The organism is Buttiauxella agrestis ATCC 33320, from assembly GCF_000735355.1.
Taxonomy (GTDB): domain Bacteria; phylum Pseudomonadota; class Gammaproteobacteria; order Enterobacterales; family Enterobacteriaceae; genus Buttiauxella; species Buttiauxella agrestis.
The window spans coordinates 49,150-67,770 of sequence record NZ_JMPI01000068.1 but is presented as its reverse complement, the minus strand read 5'-3'; the positions used below and the strand labels follow the sequence as shown (position 1 = coordinate 67,770).

Annotated in this window: 17 protein-coding genes; 13 read left to right on the top strand and 4 right to left on the bottom strand. The window is 52.7% G+C overall.

The window, feature by feature from the left end; translation table 11 throughout:
• From GBAG_RS23015 to GBAG_RS19290, 4 genes are all read left to right on the top strand, one after another.
• Window positions 1-196, top strand: a 196-nt coding sequence (locus GBAG_RS23015; protein WP_210434950.1) for a hypothetical protein, incomplete at its 5' end; no start/stop codon positions are given.
• 107 nt (window positions 197-303) lie between these two features.
• Window positions 304-1,821: an RHS repeat-associated core domain-containing protein gene (locus tag GBAG_RS19300; protein ID WP_051873755.1), complete on the top strand. Its 1,518-nt coding sequence runs from the start codon at window positions 304-306 to the stop codon at window positions 1,819-1,821.
• A gap of 8 nt (window positions 1,822-1,829) precedes the next feature.
• On the top strand, window positions 1,830-2,297 hold the full coding sequence (locus tag GBAG_RS19295) for a hypothetical protein (protein WP_034499342.1): 468 nt from the start codon (window positions 1,830-1,832) through the stop codon (window positions 2,295-2,297).
• A 142-nt stretch (window positions 2,298-2,439) separates the two neighbouring features.
• Entirely contained in the window at window positions 2,440-3,648 is a 1,209-nt protein-coding gene (locus GBAG_RS19290) for an IS256 family transposase (protein ID WP_034499340.1), read from the top strand.
• A gap of 148 nt (window positions 3,649-3,796) precedes the next feature.
• Here GBAG_RS19290 and yiiM read toward each other — a convergent pair whose 3' ends face one another.
• Together yiiM and sodA are read right to left on the bottom strand one after the other, a co-directional pair.
• The gene (yiiM, locus tag GBAG_RS19285) at window positions 3,797-4,471 is read right to left on the bottom strand and encodes a 6-hydroxyaminopurine reductase (protein WP_034499338.1); all 675 of its coding nucleotides are present in this window, start codon (window positions 4,469-4,471) and stop codon (window positions 3,797-3,799) included.
• Between the two features lie 70 nt (window positions 4,472-4,541).
• Window positions 4,542-5,162, bottom strand: coding sequence for a superoxide dismutase [Mn] (gene sodA / locus GBAG_RS19280; protein WP_034460735.1), 621 nt, complete (start codon window positions 5,160-5,162; stop codon window positions 4,542-4,544).
• A gap of 286 nt (window positions 5,163-5,448) precedes the next feature.
• Between sodA and GBAG_RS19275 the strand changes: the two genes are divergently transcribed.
• Both GBAG_RS19275 and rhaT read left to right on the top strand, forming a co-directional pair.
• Entirely contained in the window at window positions 5,449-6,870 is a 1,422-nt protein-coding gene (locus tag GBAG_RS19275) for an L-fucose/L-arabinose isomerase family protein (protein ID WP_034499336.1), read from the top strand.
• A gap of 191 nt (window positions 6,871-7,061) precedes the next feature.
• A complete protein-coding gene (rhaT, locus tag GBAG_RS19270; RefSeq protein WP_034499334.1) occupies window positions 7,062-8,096 on the top strand; it encodes an L-rhamnose/proton symporter RhaT in 1,035 nt (344 codons plus the stop codon).
• A gap of 117 nt (window positions 8,097-8,213) precedes the next feature.
• Here the strand turns inward: rhaT and rhaR are convergent, their stop codons facing one another.
• Complete coding sequence (rhaR, locus tag GBAG_RS19265; RefSeq protein ID WP_034499332.1) at window positions 8,214-9,071, bottom strand: HTH-type transcriptional activator RhaR; 858 nt, start codon at window positions 9,069-9,071, stop codon at window positions 8,214-8,216.
• Window positions 9,072-9,146: 75 nt separating this feature from the next.
• On the bottom strand, window positions 9,147-9,983 hold the full coding sequence (gene rhaS / locus GBAG_RS19260; protein ID WP_034499330.1) for an HTH-type transcriptional activator RhaS: 837 nt from the start codon (window positions 9,981-9,983) through the stop codon (window positions 9,147-9,149).
• Between the two features lie 301 nt (window positions 9,984-10,284).
• On the opposite strand from rhaS (GBAG_RS19260), the gene rhaB reads away from it, so the two are divergent.
• From rhaB to GBAG_RS19225, 7 genes are all read left to right on the top strand, one after another.
• Window positions 10,285-11,757 (top strand): rhamnulokinase, encoded by a 1,473-nt coding sequence (gene rhaB / locus GBAG_RS19255; RefSeq protein ID WP_034499329.1) that lies wholly within the window; start codon window positions 10,285-10,287, stop codon window positions 11,755-11,757.
• Window positions 11,754-13,013, top strand: coding sequence for an L-rhamnose isomerase (locus GBAG_RS19250; protein WP_034499328.1), 1,260 nt, complete (start codon window positions 11,754-11,756; stop codon window positions 13,011-13,013). The genes rhaB and GBAG_RS19250 overlap by 4 nt, the downstream gene beginning before the upstream one ends.
• Window positions 13,014-13,081: 68 nt before the next feature.
• A complete protein-coding gene (gene rhaD, locus GBAG_RS19245; RefSeq protein WP_034499326.1) occupies window positions 13,082-13,906 on the top strand; it encodes a rhamnulose-1-phosphate aldolase in 825 nt (274 codons plus the stop codon).
• Between the two features lie 81 nt (window positions 13,907-13,987).
• Window positions 13,988-14,980: a rhamnose ABC transporter substrate-binding protein gene (gene rhaS / locus GBAG_RS19240; RefSeq protein WP_034499325.1), complete on the top strand. Its 993-nt coding sequence runs from the start codon at window positions 13,988-13,990 to the stop codon at window positions 14,978-14,980.
• 95 nt (window positions 14,981-15,075) lie between these two features.
• Window positions 15,076-16,587 (top strand): sugar ABC transporter ATP-binding protein, encoded by a 1,512-nt coding sequence (locus GBAG_RS19235; RefSeq protein WP_034499323.1) that lies wholly within the window; start codon window positions 15,076-15,078, stop codon window positions 16,585-16,587.
• Entirely contained in the window at window positions 16,587-17,594 is a 1,008-nt protein-coding gene (locus GBAG_RS19230) for an ABC transporter permease (protein WP_034499321.1), read from the top strand. Before GBAG_RS19235 ends, GBAG_RS19230 begins: the two co-directional genes overlap by 1 nt.
• Window positions 17,587-18,591 (top strand): ABC transporter permease, encoded by a 1,005-nt coding sequence (locus GBAG_RS19225; protein ID WP_034499319.1) that lies wholly within the window; start codon window positions 17,587-17,589, stop codon window positions 18,589-18,591. Before GBAG_RS19230 ends, GBAG_RS19225 begins: the two co-directional genes overlap by 8 nt.
• The last annotated feature ends 30 nt before the right edge of the window (window positions 18,592-18,621 follow it).

Genomic DNA, 18,621 nt, shown 5'->3' with positions numbered 1-18,621 from the left:
AGACATTCAGTGGCAGACCTACGGCCCGGGCCATCTGCTGGGTGTGAAACTCGGCGATGAACCCCTGCTCGAGCTGACCCGTACCGTCTGCACCGGGAAACCCGCCGTCAGTTCGGTGACTGGCAGTCCGCCGCTGCGTACACGCCACGCGGGCAACTGGCACAACAGTCCGTCTCAGGCCCCCATCCTGCCCTGAACCGCGATTATCACTACAGCGCCGCCGGGCTGCTGACCGGTATCCACACCGGTCACGGCGAACAGCATTACACGTATTCCCCGTCCGGACGGCTGGAGAGTGCCCAGTTGCCGGACGCCTTTATCACCACCCTGACCGACCCGGCGGGCAACCGCACTGTCACGCTTTCACACGATTTTATCCCGGCCCCTGAGGAGCGCCACCTCTGGCCGGATAACCGTACCGGCCAGGATGAACGCTACACCTACCGCTACGATAAACACGGCAACCTGAGCGAAAAACGTCGTTACCTCTCCGGCTGGACCGCCGAGGAATATGCCCCGGATGAAACTCATCACTACCATTATGACCAGAGCCACCGGCTGACACAGTACCGCCGCGAAGACGACAGCCAGACCAGCGCGCAGGGTCGCTATGTGTACGACCCGCTTGGCCGCCGGGTGGGTAAACTCACCGCCATCGTCAACCCGGTAACGAAACAGACCGACACGCAGCACAGCTGGTATGGCTGGGACGGCGACCGGCTGGTGCTGAGCGAAAGCCAGGGCACGCAGCACTACACGATTTATCAGCCCGGCAGCTTTGTGCCGCTGGTGCGGGTGGAGCAGATGAAAGCCGAAGACCACCACAGCACACTGGCTGAAAAGCTCGAACGTGACGCCGAAGTGACTTTCCCGCCGGAGCTGCACCAGCGGCTGAATCTTATTGAGCAGGAGCTGCGCAAAAACCAGCTCAGCGACGACACGGTGCAGTTCCTCAGCGCCACTGGCCTGAAAGCGGAAAACCTCGCCCTGTGGCTGGAGCCGGAGGCGGAAAGTGACCGCACAATCCACCTCTACCACTGCGACCATCTGGGCACGCCGCTGGCACTGGTGAACCGCGAAGGCCATATCGACTGGCACATCACGCTCGACCCGTGGGGCAATGTGCTCAGCGAACACAATCCGCAGAGCCTGCATCAGCCACTGAGAATGCAGGGACAGCAATACGATGAAGAGTCGGGACTGCACTACAACCGGCATCGTTATTACGATCCGCAGCAGGGACGGTATATTACGCAGGATCCGATTGGGCTGGCGGGGGGAATAAATTTATATAATTATCCTTTGAATCCCATAACAGGGAATGATCCACTTGGATTAAGCACATGGAGTAACGAGGTTGGTTCCGCATTTAATTTACCATATGAAGGTATTGGTGCTGCAATCGATGCGTCAAACGGTCCCCATTATGAACCTATCTCTGGTTCTATATCTTTAGATGGGGGATATTCTGGGGATGTTTTCACAGGAGCGAGTGATGCTTATGGATTTGGAATGACAACGAGTGAAAAGTCGCCAATTCATATGGATGCTTGCGTCTACCATACTCTTTGTGAGCATGAAGGCGTTGGAATAGCAGCAGGGTATGGAGGAACAGGCACAATATCTGAAAGTCCAATGTCTACCGGAACGGGAGATTCTGTTGGTTATATGGCAACAGGCGGTTTGTTGGGAAAACTTACGGTTTCTGGCGCTCAAGATAGCAGTGGGAACAAATCTGTATCATTGGGCTTTGGTGCAGGTGAGGGTGCGTTTGTTGGTAAAATAACGTGTAATCAATCTACTAAATGTTTGATGAATTAGGAACGTGAATGAAAAAGAATAATTATATTATAAGATCAATTATTCTGATCGTATTTTTATTTAATCTTTCAGGTTGTGATGACGGTAACGTACAGGATGTGAAAAATAAAATTCAAGTCATCCAAAATAAATACAATAATCAAGAATTTGAAGAAATATACGATCAGACTTCTAACGAATTCAAAAAAGTATCAACTAGACAGGGGTTTGTGAATTTTTTGCAAGAAAAATACTTATTATTAGGTGGGTTTAGAAGTTCAAAGGTTTTATTTATTAAAGAGAAAAATGAAAATGTTGTAAATATCACTTACTTATCTGTTTATGAAAAATATACATTAGCTGAGGATATTACCTTTAAAGATGAGGGGGATGGGAAAGGGCTTAGACTACTTCAATATACAGTCGATACTGGAGGGAAAATAGTTCCCGTAACGAAAACAGAAAGCTCAATACGAATAGATATTCCTGTTAATTAATATAACACTATTTTGCTATTCTCTGCCACTAATAAATCTCGACATTAGGGCGAAATCATGCGGTCAGGCATGAGACTGTAATTAAAATTGTGTAATTGCCTGTTTTTGATATGTTCACTCCAGCAACGGAGACAGGTAAATTATGGACGAAAAGAAACTTAAAGCCCTTGCGGCTGAACTGGCTAAAGGCCTTAAAACCGAAGCTGACCTCAATGCATTTTCCCGCATGCTGACGAAGTTAACCGTCGAAACGGCGCTGAACGCTGAACTGACCGATCACCTCGAGCATGAGAAAAACGCCCCAAAATCAGGCTCTAATACCCGTAACGGTTATTCGTCAAAAACACTGCTGTGCGATGACGGTGAGATCGAGCTGAATACGCCGCGTGACCGAGAAAATACCTTCGAGCCTCAGCTGATAAAGAAAAATCAGACGCGCATCACGCAGATGGACAGCCAGATTTTGTCCCTGTACGCCAAAGGCATGACGACCCGTGAAATCGTCGCCACGTTCAAGGAAATGTACGATGCGGACGTGTCTCCCACGCTGATATCTAAAGTCACCGATGCAGTTAAAGAACAGGTGACAGAGTGGCAAAATCGACCTCTGGATGCACTGTATCCCATTGTTTATCTTGACTGTATCGTGGTGAAGGTTCGTCACGGTGGCAGCGTGATTAACAAAGCCGTATTCCTCGCTCTGGGCATTAATACCGAAGGTCAGAAAGAGCTGCTGGGCATGTGGCTTGCCGAAAATGAAGGAGCGAAGTTCTGGCTCAGTGTGCTGACAGAGCTTAAAAATCGGGGGCTTCAGGATATCCTGATTGCCTGCGTGGACGGGCTGAAGGGCTTCCCGGATGCGATAAACAGCGTTTATCCTCAGACGCACATCCAGTTGTGCATCATCCATATGGTGCGCAACAGTCTGAAATACGTATCGTGGAAGGACTACAAAGCCGTGACCGGTGGGCTGAAAATGGTGTACCAGGCTCCGACAGAAGAGGCGGCGCTGATGGCACTGGATAACTTCGCGGATGCCTGGGACGATAAATACCCGCAGATCAGCAAAAGCTGGTGTGCACACTGGGAAAATCTCAATACCTTCTTCGGCTATCCGCCTGATATTCGTAAGGCCATCTACACGACGAATGCCATCGAGTCGCTGAACAGCGTTATCCGTGCAGCCATCAAAAAGCGAAAGGTGTTCCCGACGGACGACTCGGTGCGAAAAGTGATTTATCTGGCGATCAGGGATGCGTCAAAGAAATGGAGTATGCCGATCCAAAACTGGCGGCTGGCGATGAGTCGTTTTATTATCGAGTTCGGTGACCGCCTGAGCGCTCACCTTTAATACGATGGCAGTTACACAGAATTATTTACAGGGTCCCAGACATAGCTAAATCGTGAGCGAGTATTATAAGATTGGTACCCTATGCTTATCGTACTGGTAATCAACAAGACAATAAAAATCTATTCTTGTTGAATACCTTTTTAAAACCTTACTTATCAAATAAACGCCGCGAATTATCCTCGATCTTCCCGGAAATGCGCCGTTTCTGCATGGTGCGCGTCCAGCTAACGGACAACCCCGCCGCCGACAGCAATCGGTGATACTGCTCATCATCAAACGGCATATGCCACGCCGTAGCAATCGCTTCTGCCACCGTCACATCACTCAGACGAGAAACCAGCTCCAGCGGTGATTCCGTCGATACATTTCCCGCCAAAACCACCCGATACAGCCAACCGCAATAACCCGTTTCCTGCATCAAGGACGACATATCATGAATGCCAAAATGGTAATTCAGCTTGTAGCACGGCGAACGCGGCTGCGTGACCTGAATCAGTGCGTCGCCCCAACGGAAAATATCGCCGATATAAACATCTTTCTCGGTCAGGCCTTCGGTCGATAAATTTTCGCCATAAGCCGGAGACGTAAATAGCTCTGCCTGTTCAGGGAATTCACGTGCCCAATAGATGTAATGCTCACGTGGATAGTGGCACAACGCGCGATCTGGCCCACCGTGAACAACTTTTTCAGCCTGCTGATCGCCTTCCAGCCCCAGTTCGGTGAGTTTAAGTTCACCGTCCACCTGATATTTGGCGATAGCGCTGGGTTTGCTGCCTTCGTATTCGCGGACCTTGCCAAGATAAACGTTTAGCGGATAGTGCATCTGAACCTCCCTGCAACAGACATAAAAAAAGCGAGCCATCAGGCTCGCCTCTCGTCAGCTGCAATGCAACTTATTTTTTAGCGGCAAAACGTGCTGCTGCTTCGTCCCAGTTCACGACATCCCAGAATGCTTTGATGTAGTCAGGGCGACGGTTTTGGAATTTCAGGTAGTAAGCGTGTTCCCAAACGTCCAGGCCCACGATTGGGAAGCCGGAAACGCCAGAAACTGCTTCGCCCATCAACGGGCTGTCCTGGTTTGCAGTAGAAACGACAGCCAGTTTGTCACCTTTCAGAACCAGCCACGCCCAGCCGGAGCCGAAGCGAGTTGCTGCTGCTTTCTCAAATTCTGCTTTGAAGTTGTCAACGCTACCGAAATCACGCTCGATGGCCGCCTTCAGGTCACCTTGCAGGGTGGTGCCAGTTTTCAGGCCTTTCCAGAAGAAGCTGTGGTTTGCGTGGCCGCCCGCGTTGTTACGCAGAACGGTTTTCTTGTCTGCTGGCAGTTGATCCAGTTTAGCGATCAGCTCTTCAACTGGCAGGCTTGCGAACTCTGGCAGAGATTCCAGCGCTGCATTCGCGTTATTAACATACGCCTGGTGGTGTTTGCTGTGATGGATTTCCATCGTTTGTTTGTCGAAATGAGGTTCCAGGGCGTCGTAAGCGTAAGGCAGGGATGGCAGGGTATAGCTCATATTCATTATCTCCTCGAAGGGGTGGATAGATAAATGAGCGGCGAACAACCTGTTAACGCCGCGTAATCAGTTGGTTCATTATAGTTAATTAAATGATATTGAAAATGATTATCAATGCCGTACTTTTTATAAGGTTATCACTTTTCATCATGATGGCGAAAATGTGAGCATTGTCAGGCGGATAAATCGTTTTTTGCCACGCTGTTCAGAAACTGGCATTACGGCAAAGGCAGTGCAGCAAAATTAGGGGGATAGTCGGCGTTTCTTTGAATCCTGGAGCACCATCATGTCGCTTAACGTCGCCCTTTTTGGTATTGGCCTTGATACTTACTGGCCGCAGTTTTCGGGTCTGGAACAACGTCTGACGGGGTACTTGCAGCACATCGACCAACGCCTCACGAAGCTGAATGCCACGGTGATCAACGGCGGCCTGATTGATAGCGTTGCCAAAGCCGATACTTTTGCCACGCACCTGCAAAGCCAACCGGTCGATGCCATTGTGCTTTATATCAGCACCTACGCGCTGAGTTCCACGGTTCTGCCGCTGGTACAAAAGATCAACAAGCCGGTGATTATCCTCGCCCTGCAACCCGAGCTGGGTTTGCCGTACGGGAAAATCCGCGACATGGCCGATCGTGGCGAACGCACCGGCGAATGGCTGGCCCATTGCCAGGCGTGTAGCGCACCTGAACTGGCGAACGTGTTTAATCGGGCGGGGATTCGCTACCAGCTGCTTGTGGGCGCATTGCAGGGCGATGAATACGTCTGGCAGCAAACGGAACAGTGGCTGCAAGCGCTGGAGGTGCAGAAGGGGTTAGCGGCCTGCCAGGTGGGTGTGCTTGGCCACTATTACGACGGTATGGTCGATGTTTACAGCAACATGACTAACCTGAGCGCCAGACTCGGCGTGCGCTTCAAACCGCTGGAAATGTGCGAACTGGCGGAATATCGCGAACAGGTGGCGGCGGACACCAGCACGCAAAAATGGCAGGAGGTGGAAGCCTCACTGCAAATCGACCCGGCGTGTGAAAAAGCCGAGCTGGATCGTGCCGTACAAACCGCCTGCGCCATGGACAAACTCATCGAAAACAATCACCTCGGGGCGCTGGCTTACTACTACGAAGGTCGCAACGGCAACGCCTACGAAAATATTATTACCTCGATTATTCTCGGTAACACGCTGCTGACCCAGCGCGGCGTGCCGGTGGCCGGGGAGTATGAAATCAAAAACGTGCTGGCGATGAAAATCCAGCAGTTGCTGGGGGCGGGTGGCTCGTTTTCAGAACCCTATGGCATTGAGTTTGCCGACGATGTCGTGCTCTGGGGGCATGATGGCCCGGCGCATCCATTGATGGCGCAAGGTGACGTGCGCCTCGTCCCGCTGCCGGTTTATCACGGCAAACCGGGCAAAGGCGTGTCGATTCAGATGACGGTAAAACCCGGCCCGGTCACTTTCCTGTCTATTGTGGAGGATGCGCAAAACGGCGTGCGTTTGCAGTATGCCGAAGGGCAAGCTGTTACAGGGGATGTGCTGGATATCGGCAACACCAATAGCCGCTATCGCTTCCCGTTATCCGCGCGTGATTTCACCACACAATGGTGCCTCGGCGGGCCTGCACATCATTGCGCGATCGGGCTTGGTCATCAGGGCGAGGTTCTGGAAAAGCTCGCCTGGCTGCTGGATGTGCAAAGCGTGAAAATCTGTTAACCCGGAAAACGAGCGACGGCGGGTATAAAGAACTGTGACCGCCGTCAATCGTACCCCCTGAATTTTGCCATTTTCCACCCCGTTACGGCAGCACATAGAAGGTTCGCAAGTTGCTCACTCTTTAGACTTACTCGCAATGGGGTAATGCGCTGTCACCCCTGCGTTTTTTAGTTAAAACAGAGGGATGGATAATGAGTAATGCAATAACAATGGGGATAATTTGGCATCTGGTGGGTGCTGCAAGCGCCGCCTGTTTTTACGCCCCTTTTAAGAAAGTTCAGCACTGGTCCTGGGAAACCATGTGGGCAATTGGCGGTTTCGTCTCGTGGATAATTTTGCCATGGCTGGTCAGTTACATTCTGCTTCCTGATTTTTGGGCTTATTACGGTTCATTCAATGCTTCCACGCTGCTGCCGATATTCCTGTTCGGCGCGATGTGGGGCATTGGTAACATCAACTACGGCCTGACGATGCGCTATCTCGGCATGTCGATGGGCATCGGTATTGCGATTGGTATCACGCTGATTGTCGGCACGTTAATGACACCCATTATTGCCGGTAAATTTGATGTCTTAGTGGGAACACCTGGCGGGCGCATGACCCTGCTGGGCGTGCTGGTGGCATTGGTTGGTGTGGCGATTGTGACCCGCGCAGGCCAACTCAAAGAACGCAAAATGGGTATCAAAGCCGAAGAGTTCAACCTGAAAAAAGGGCTGGTTCTGGCGGTGATGTGCGGCATCTTCTCGGCGGGTATGTCATTTGCGATGGACGCAGCAAAACCAATGCATGAAGCTGCTGCCGCGTTAGGCGTTGACCCGTTGTATGTCGCGCTGCCAAGCTACGTAATCATCATGGGCGGGGGGGCGGTGATTAACCTCGGTTATTGCTTCATTCGTCTGGCAAACATGAAGAGTTTGTCGATAAAAGCCGACTTCTCGCTGGCAAAACCGCTGATCATCAGCAACGTGCTGTTCGCAGCCCTTGCCGGTTTGATGTGGTATCTGCAATTCTTCTTCTACGCCTGGGGCCACGCCAAAATCCCGGCACAATACGACTACATGAGCTGGATGTTGCACATGAGCTTCTACGTGTTGTGCGGCGGATTGGTTGGCTTGATCATGAAAGAGTGGAAATCAGCGGGCAGACGGCCGGTTGGTGTGCTGAGCGTGGGTTGCGTGGTGATTATTATTGCTGCGAATATCGTCGGATTAGGTATGGCTGCATAATCGTCTTTAACCTTCAAGATACCCAAAAGATTTCGAATTGCTGGAAGGCAGCAAAGGAGCGAATCCCGATGAGCTTACTCAGGTAAGTGATTCGGGTGAGCGAGAGCAGCTAACGCATCAGAAATTTGAAAGATGAAGGGTATATCGTTGGCGCCACATCCGTGGCGTCATCCCCGTTTCCTTAGTAAACACCACCGAAAAGTAATTGCTGTCTTCAAAGCCGCAGCGCGTGGCGATATCCCCAATCAACAGTTCACTATGACGCAGCAAATCCTGGGCCTGGCAAATCTTTAACTGACGTAAATACTGGCTAATCGTCATGCCGGTTTGTTGGCGAAAGAACTGGCGTAATTGGCGCTCTGCTACCTGATGCTGCTGGCAAAACTGCGACAGCTCAAAAGGCACATCGAGACTTTTTCCCAGGGCTGCCATCAGTAAATCGAGGGTTTCGTTGCTGTCAGGCCCGGCGGAGTCCTGGGATTGATAACGGTGGCGACGCAGCAAAATACACAGTTGCAGAAACAGGCTTTCCGTCAAACATAACGACAGTGCATCGGGCTTCACGCTTTCGTGTTCCAGTTGGGCGATTAACTGTCTTGCCTGCGCCATACCGTGGCTACTCAGTCGCCAGCGCGGATCCTTCCCTGCCACCGTGGTGTTTTGCAGCAAATCCTTCCAGTCGACGTTCAGTTTCAGCCGTTCCGGGCAGTAAATAATATTATGCAGTACCAGGCCGTTGACGGATTCGTAGCTGTGGCGGTCTTCGGCACGAATGTAAAACAGGTCGCCGCAGGTAATGCGATAAGGGCGGTCATTTAGAATATGCAGGCCGTTGCCGCGCCACACCAGAACTAGCTCGCAGAAATCATGGGTATGTTCGGCAAAGACGTTTTGCGGATAGCGGTCAGCCACCGCCACGGGCTGCGTGGCAGAGGCGAAAAAATCTGCTTTCTTGAGAACTAAATGACCCGCCACCGTGATGCCTCAAAAACCGAAAGAATCAGAAAGTATTGGCTTTTTTGGCTAAAAAAACGGTGACTGCCTTCGCGATTACTGAAGTTGCGTGTCGCGTCCCTGGCGAATCTCACGCGGGGACCAGGAAAACTCACGCTTAAAAAGTGTCGAAAAATGGTTACTGTCGCCAAAACCGCACTGGAAGGCGATTTCCGTCACGCTCTCCTCGCCATGACGCAGCAAATGACGCGCTTTCATCAGGCGCAAACGGTTGAGATAACGCTGCGGGGTCATGCCGGTTTGCTGTTTAAGCTGCCGATGCAACGTGCGCAAGGAAAGAGTGAATTGTGAGGCTAACTGTTCCCAACAAATCTCCTCGGCAAAATGGTCTTCCAGCCACGCCATCAGTTGATTTAAGCGGCCTTCCGAGTTGCTTACGCCTTCCATCATGCTGCCTTTACGCAGCAACACCAGAAGCTGCATAAACAGAATTTCACGATTGGCGACGGCGTGCGTGTCCGCCGCTTCGCCAATTTGCTCAAACTGATCGATCAGGCCGCGTACCTGTTGCAGCACCGGCTGGTTTACACGCCAGTGCGACGGATAATTGCCGTCTAGTTCCTGCGGCAGCAGCTTATCGAGGCCGGACAAAAAGCAAAACGCATCCGGGGCGCGATACAGAATATTGGTCAGGCACAGATTTTCGGTGTGCTCGTACAAATGGCGGTCGTGGTCACGTACAAAGCAGACCGAACCGCCACTCAACGTGTATGGCTGGCCGTTAAAAACGTGCGTTCCAGTGCCATGTTCCACAATGACAATTTCATAAAAATCATGATGATGTTCAGGGAATGCAGCCTGGGGTAAACGCGGCTCAATCGCCACGGATGAATGTCCAGATGGGAAAAAGTCAAAACCATGTAATACCGTCATCATTACCCCCAAGCTTTTTTTAACATGGGCAGATAGTAGGTAACGATTCTCATCTGCACCTTAAAGTTTCGACACGAAATCAGTTAAAACTTGCTCGTTTTTTAAGAACGGACGGGAATTATCAGGAAATGCGGAGAGCGTCACAGGGCAGCTTTATGGGGGATAAACATGAATCTGTGACATCACTCACGTTCACCTTTGCCTTTTTGCCAACGGCTGGTAGGCACTGTCAGTGTCGAGAAGGTGGACGACGGCGTTACTTTTTAGAGTGGGGGCAATTAATTTAGCAAGGACCCCCAAAATGACTCTACGCCATAGTGTTGCGGTAGACCTGGGCGCATCAAGCGGCCGTGTCATGCTGGCGCGTTTTGATAGCGACACTCGCAGTATCTGCCTGCGCGAAATTCATCGTTTCACTAACTGCTTAAAACTGGCCGAAACTTCCACCATCTGGGATGTCGACGCGCTGGAAGATGAAATCCGTACCGGCCTGCAAAAAGCCTGCGACGAAGGCATTGCTATCGACAGCATCGGCATCGACACCTGGGGTGTGGATTACGTGCTGATTGACCGCGAAGGCAAGCGCGTCGGGCAGCCTATTTCCTACCGCGACAGCCGTACCGATGGCGTGATGGACATCGCGCTCAAGCAACTGGGCCGGGAAGATATTTACCGCCGCACCGGCATTCAATTCCTGCCATTTAACACGCTCTATCAGTTCCGTGCGCTGGTGGAACAGCAGCCGGAACTGATCGATAACGTCGAGCACGCCCTGTTGATCCCGGACTATTTCTGCTTCCGCCTGACTGGCGCACTGAACTGGGAATACACCAACGCAACCACCACGCAACTGGTGAATATCAACAGCGACAACTGGGATGAAACGCTGCTCGACTGGGCGGGCGTGCCGCATAAATGGTTCGGCACACCGACGCATCCGGGCAACGTTATCGGGCAGTGGATTTGCCGTGAAGGCAACAAAATCCCGGTGGTTTCGGTTGCCACGCATGACACCGCCAGCGCGGTGATTGGTGCACCGCTGAAAGACAAAGATGCCGCGTATCTCTCTTCCGGCACCTGGTCGCTGATGGGTTTTGAGAGTAAAACGCCTTATGCCAATAGCGCGGCGCTGGCCGCCAATATCACCAACGAAGGTGGTGCGGAAGGGCGCTATCGGGTGCTCAAAAACATTATGGGACTGTGGTTGTTGCAGCGCGTGACACGCGAACTGGGCATCACCGATCTGGCTGATCTTATCGATCGCACCAGACAAACACCGGCCTGCCGTTTTGTGATCAACCCGAATGACGATCGTTTTATTAATCCGGAAAGCATGAGCCGCGAGATTCAGGCGGCGTGTCGCGAAAGCAACCAGCCGGTGCCGTTCACCGACAACGAACTGGCGCGCTGCATTTTCGACAGCCTGGCGCTGCTGTATGCCAAAACGCTGTCAGAACTCGCCTCCGTCCGTGGCCGCCCGTTTAGCTGCCTGCACATTGTCGGTGGCGGCAGCCAGAATGCCTTACTCAATCAGCTATGCGCCGATGCCTGCGGTATTCCGGTGTTCGCCGGGCCGATTGAAGCCTCAACGCTCGGCAATATCGGCTGCCAGTTAATGGCACTGGACGAAATCACTGATGTCGATGACTTCCGCAAAGTGGTCGCCGCCAACTATGAACTGAAATCTTTTTCCCCCGAAACAGAAAGCGAAATTGCCCGTTATATCGCGCAGTTTCCGCTGAACATTCAAACACGAAAGGAGTTTTGCGCATGACCACATCTCTTGAAACAGCCTGGGAACTGGCGAAACAGCGCTTTGCTGCTGTCGGTGTTGATGTTGAAGCCGCACTGCAACAGCTCGACCGTTTACCGGTTTCTATGCACTGCTGGCAGGGCGATGACGTTGCCGGATTTGAAAACCCGGAAGGCGCGCTGAGTGGCGGGATTCAGGCGACGGGCAATTACCCCGGTAAAGCGCGTAACGCCGCTGAATTACGCTCGGATCTGGAACGCGCACTAAGCCTGATCCCTGGGCCAAAACGCCTGAATCTGCACGCGATTTATCTGGAGTCCGAACAGCCGGTTGCACGCGATAAAATCAAACCAGAACATTTTAAAAACTGGGTTGAGTGGGCGAAAACCAACAAATTAGGGCTGGATTTTAACCCGTCTTGTTTCTCGCACCCGTTAAGCGCCGACGGTTTTACGCTTTCGCACGCTAACGATGAAATCCGCCAGTTCTGGATTGACCACGTTAAGGCCAGCCGCAAAGTGTCCGCGTACTTCGGTGAACAATTGGGCACGCCGTCAGTCATGAACATCTGGATCCCGGATGGCATGAAAGACATCACCGTTGATCGACTGGCCCCACGCCAGCGTTTAGTCGCCGCTCTTGATGAAGCGATGAGCGAAAAACTCAATCCGCAACACCACATCGACGCGGTAGAAAGCAAACTGTTCGGCATTGGTGCAGAAAGCTATACCGTCGGCTCCAACGAATTCTATTTTGGTTACGCGACCAGCCGCCAGACCGCACTGTGTCTGGATGCAGGCCACTTCCACCCGACCGAAGTTATCTCTGACAAAATCTCCAGCGCGATGTTGTATGTGCCGCGCCTGCTGCTGCACGTGAGCCGCCCGGTGCGTTGGGACAGCGATCATGTGGTGCTGCTGGATGATGAAACTCAGGCGATCGCCAGCGAGATTATTCGCCACGATCTGTTCGATCGCGTGCACATCGGCCTGGATTTCTTCGACGCCTCCATTAACCGCATCGCCGCATGGGTTATCGGCACCCGCAACATGAAGAAAGCGCTGTTGCGTGCATTGCTCGAACCTACCGAAACTTTGCGTCAGCTGGAGCTGGAAGGCGATTACACCGCGCGTCTGGCATTGCTCGAAGAGCAAAAATCACTGCCGTGGGCGGCGGTCTGGGAAATGTATTGCCAGCGCAATGACACGCCGGTTGATGCCCAGTGGCTGAAAACAGTGCGGACTTATGAAAAAGACGTGTTGAGTCAACGCGCTTAACCACCCTCATCCCGGCCTTCTCCTAAGAGGGAGAAGGGGAAAAACGAACACAACAGGAACACAAGACTATGCAGAACATCCTTAACGCCTGGTTTGTAGAAGGCATGATCAAAGCAACGAGCGACGCCTGGCTGAAAGGCTGGGACGAGCGCAATGGCGGTAACATCACCATGCGTCTGGATGAAGCGGATATCACGCCATTCCAGGCTGAATTCCATGCCGCTCCGCGTTATATCGCCCTAAGCCAGCCGATGCCTGAACTGGCGAACACGCCGTTCATCGTGACCGGTTCCGGAAAATTCTTCCGTAACGTGCAGCTCGACCCGGCGGCAAATATTGGCGTGGTGAAAGTGGACAATCGCGGTACGGGCTACCACATTTTGTGGGGGCTGGAGAACGAAGCGGTGCCGACTTCGGAACTGGCTTCGCATTTCCAGTCACACATCGTGCGTATCAAAACCACCGGCGGAAAAGATCGCGTCATTATGCATTGCCACGCCACCAACCTGATTGCCCTGACTTACGTGCTGGAAAACACGACCGACGTGATTACCCGCAAATTGTGGGAAGGCAGCACCGAGTGCCTGGTAGTGTTCCCGGACGGCGTGGGCATTCTGCCGTGGATGGTGCCGGGCACCGATGAAATTGGCACGGCGACCGCGGGCGAGATGACAAAACACTCGCTGGTGTTGTGGCCGTTCCACGGGGTATTTGGTAGTGGCCCAACGCTTGATGAAGCGTTTGGTCTTATTGATACCGCTGAGAAGTCTGCCGAAGTATTGGTAAAAGTCATTTCGATGGGTGGCATGAAACAAACCATTTCTCGTGATGAGCTTATCGCGCTGGGCAAGCGTTTTGGCGTCACCCCATTAGCAAGTGCATTAGAGCTGTAAGTCGTAAACGTAGGGTGGGTTCATCCACCCTACGAAAAAAATAAAAAACCTGCAAACCCTACATACATCGGAGTACAAGCAATGAAAACTAAAGCAATATTAGGTTGTACGCTCACCGTTGTCGCACTGGCTCTGTCCAGCTCTGCCCTTGCTGAAGTGAAAATCGCGCTGGTGGCGAAATCCCTCGGGAATGGTTTCTTTGAAGCCGCAAACGTCGGGGCGCAGGAAGCCGCCAAAGAGTTGGGGGATGTAAAAGTTATTTATACCGGCCCAACCACGACAACCGCCGAAGCACAAATTGAAGTTCTCAACGGCTTGATCGCTCAGGGTGTTGATGCCATTGCTATTTCTGCCAATGACCCAGACGCGCTGGTTCCGGTGCTGAAAAAGGCCATGCAGCGCGGCATTAAAGTGGTTTCTTGGGATTCCGGCGTGGCAAAAGAGGGCCGCCAGATTCACCTTAATCCTTCCAATAACGCATTGATTGGCGAAACCAACGTCAAGCTGGCGGCTGATGCATTAAAAGCGATGAACCTCGAAAAGGGCGACGTCGCGATCCTGAGCGCTACACCCACCTCAACTAACCAGAATATCTGGATTGCTGAGATGAAAAAAGTGCTGCCGAAATACCCTTCCGTGAACCTGGTGACGGTCGCTTATGGCGATGATCTATCTGATAAAAGCTACCGTGAAACCGTCGGCCTGTTGAAATCCTACCCGGATTTGAAAGTGATAGTCTCGCCGTCGTCCGTCGGGATTGTTGCCGCCGCGCAAGCGGTGAAAGACCAGGGCAAAATCGGCAAAGTTTATGTGACTGGCCTGGGTTTACCGTCAGAAATGGCGGGTGCGGTGAAATCTGGTGCGTCGAAAAGCTTCGCTATCTGGAACCCTATTGATTTGGGCTACGCCGCGACTTATCTGGCGGATGATTTAGTCAAAGGAACCGCCACCAAAGATGAAGCCAGCATGGGCAAATTGGGCAAAGTGAAACTGGATGCAGACGGTAGCGGCGCGATGGCTGAACCGTTTGTTTACGATGCCAGCAACATTGATAAATTCTCCAAAATATTCTGATTGGGTATTAAACAACCCTCACCCTAACCTGTTTTCCCCCTCTCCTGGGGGAGAGGGTCGGGGTGAGGGCGATCTGATTTAATGGGGAATTTACCATGACACTCACTACACCATTGCTGTCCCTGAAGGGGATAACGAAAGTTTTCCCCGGTGTGCGCGCGCTTGAAAACGTCCACCTCGATTTGTGGCCAGGAAAAGTCACGGCGCTAATCGGTGAAAACGGCGCAGGTAAATCCACACTGGTTAAAGTCATGACCGGGATTTATCAGCCGGAAGAGGGCGAACTGCTTTATAAAGCGATACCGATAACGCTGCCAAACCCGGAAGCGGCGCACAAAGTCGGCATCACGGCGATTCATCAGGAAACGGTGCTGTTCGATGAACTGACCGTCACCGAAAACATTTTTGTCGGCCACTACATTTATCGCGGCTTCTTCAAGAAGCTCGACTGGCCCGCCATGCACCAACAAGCGCAAGACATCCTCACTCGCCTTGAAGTGCAAATTAACCCTCGCGCCACACTCAAAACGCTGAGTATTGCCCAACGTCACATGGTGGCGATTGCCCGCGCGCTGTCGTTTGAAGCGCAGGTCGTGATTCTCGATGAGCCAACCGCCGCACTTTCGCAGCATGAAATCGTCGAGTTCTATCAAATCGTCGAGCGCCTGAAAGCCGAGGGGAAAGCGATTCTGTTTATCTCGCACAAGTTCGACGAGATTTTTGCCATCGCCGATCACTACACCATTTTGCGCGACGGCATCTATATCAGTTCCGGGCAAATCAGCGAGATAACCGAAGAGCGGATGGTCACCATGATGGTCGGGCGCGAAATCACTCACGCCTTCCCGAAAGTGAATTGCGAGCCAGGCGAGGTGGTGCTGGAGGTGAAAGACCTCTGCCATCCAACCGAATTTGCCCATATCGACTTCCAGTTACGCAAAGGGGAAATCCTCGGTTTCTACGGCTTAGTCGGTGCCGGGCGTACCGAATTAATGCAGGCGCTATCGGGTATTTCGCGCCCGTCCCACGGCGAAATCTTGCTCAACGGCCAGGCGATGCAGTTCCGCCAGCCAGCGGACGCGATCAAAGCCGGGATTGTCTGCGTGCCGGAAGAGCGTCAGAAGCAGGGCGCGATTATCGAACTGCCTATTTATCAAAACATTAGCCTGCCCCAACTGAGCCGCCTTAACCCGCGCGGTGTCTTAAACGATGCGCGCGAATGGGCGTTGGCGGACGAATACGCCAAACGGTTACAGGTAAAAGCCTTTAGCTGGAAACAGCCGGTTGAAACGCTTTCCGGCGGCAACCAGCAGAAGGTGGTGATCGGCAAATGGCTGGCAACTCAGCCGGAAGTCATCATTCTCGACGAACCGACCAAAGGTATCGACATCGGCTCGAAAGCGGCGGTGCACCAGTTTATGTCCGAGCTGGTTGGCCACGGTCTGGCGGTGATCATGGTGTCGTCCGAGCTGCCGGAAGTGATGGGCATGGCCGACCGAATTATCGTGATGCACGAGGGGCTGATGGTGGCGCAATTTGAAGCAGGTGAAGCGAGTGCTGAGATGATTGTTAGCGCCGCCAGCGGTTCCCATGAGGAGGCAGCATAATGTGGCAATCTCTTCTCAAACATCGTGAATTCCTCTTGGCGGGTGTGATCTTGCTGATGATTCTGGGGATTGGCAGCCGCGTGCCGTCGTTCCTGGCGCCCGGCAACCTCGTAGAAATGTTCAATGACACCTCGATTCTGATCATTCTCGCCCTCGGCCAGATGATGGTGCTGCTGACCAAAGGCATTGATTTGTCGATGGCCGCGAACCTGGCGCTCACCGGCATGATTGTCGCCTTGCTTAACTTCCACTATCCGCAAATCCCGGTCTGGGCGCTGCTATCCCTGGCGACCGTTCTTGGCCTGGTGATGGGGGTGATTAACGGTTTGCTGGTCTGGAAGCTCGGCATTCCGGCGATTGTCGTCACGCTTGGCACCATGAGTATTTATCGCGGCATAATCTTCCTGCTCTCAAACGGCGGCTGGATTAATGCGCATCAGATGAGTAGCGATTTTCTCGGATTGCCGCGAGCGGTAGTGCTGGGCATGCCGTTGCTCAGTTGGTGTGCGGTCGCGGCCCTTTTGCTGGTGGGGTATTTCTTGCGTTACAGCCGCACCGGGCGGGCGATGTACACCGCGGGCGGCAACGCGACGGCGGCGTATTACACCGGAATCAATGCCGGGAAAATGCAGTTCATCAGTTTTAGCCTCTCGGGAGCGCTGGCCGGTTTTTGCGGCTATTTGTGGATTTCTCGATTTGCCGTTGCGTATGTCGATGTCGCTAACGGTTTTGAACTGCAAATCGTCGCAGCCTGTGTGATTGGTGGAATTAGCACCATGGGTGGAATCGGGCGTGTGCTTGGATGCCTGCTGGGTGCTCTGTTCCTCGGCGTGATCAACAACGCGCTGCCGGTGATTGGCGTATCGCCATTCTGGCAAATGGCGATATCGGGTGCGGTGATTGTGATTGCGGTGCTGCTTAACGAACGCGGCAATAAACGCAAAGGGCGGCTGATTCTGCGCGACGCAGCGCTTGCGCGACAAACTTCGGGAGCGAGCCATGAATAAAACGCTGATCTCTGAATCTGTGCCATCGCAGGCTGGAGCGGCTCCGCTGTTGCGCCGTTTGCTGTGCTGGGAGTCATTTTTACTGGCGGTAACGCTGGCGGTCTTTGTGGTAAATGCGCTGGCTTCACCGTATTTCCTCAACATCTGGAACCTGTCAGATGCCACCTTTAACTTCACGGAAAAAGCGATCATCGTTTTGCCGATGGCGATGTTGATTATCGCCCGTGAAATCGACTTGTCTGTAGCGTCAACCATTGCGCTCAGTTCAACGGCCATGGGCTTTTGCGCTCAGGCAGGTGTCGATACCGCAGGGCTGGTGTGCATCGGGCTTGGCGTCGGGTTGTTGTGCGGTTTGTTCAATGGCCTGCTGGTCACGCGTTTTAACCTTTCATCAATTGTTATCACCATCGGCACCATGAGTCTGTATCGCGGCATTACCTACATTTTGCTGGGCGACCAAGCGCTAAACCACTACCCCGAAAGTTTTGCCTGGTTTGGGCAGGGCTATGTCTGGGGGGCATTGTCGTTTGAATTTGCGCTCTTCATTGTGCTGGGGGCGGTTTTCGCCTTCCTGCTGCATAAAACTAACTTTGGCCGCCGGACTTACGCCATCGGCAATAACCCCACCGGCGCGTGGTATTCCGGCATCAACGTGAAACGTCACAACCTGATGTTGTTTGTGCTGGTGGGCGTCATGGCGGGACTTGCCTCGGTGTTGCTGACCTCGCGTCTTGGCAGCACACGCCCGACTATTGCTATGGGTTGGGAATTAAGCGTGGTGACCATGGCGGTGCTGGGCGGCGTCAATATTCTTGGCGGCTCTGGCAGCATGGCGGGCGTGATCATCGCCGCGTTCCTGATGGGCCTCGTCACCTTCGGACTCAGTCTTTTGAATGTGCCGGGCATCGTGATGTCGATTATTGTCGGCGCGATGCTGATTACCGTGATTTCACTACCGATTATTACCCGGCGTTTTTTAGGTCGTCGGCGAGTTTGATTTTTTCCCTCCCTGGTTCTCCCCCTCTCC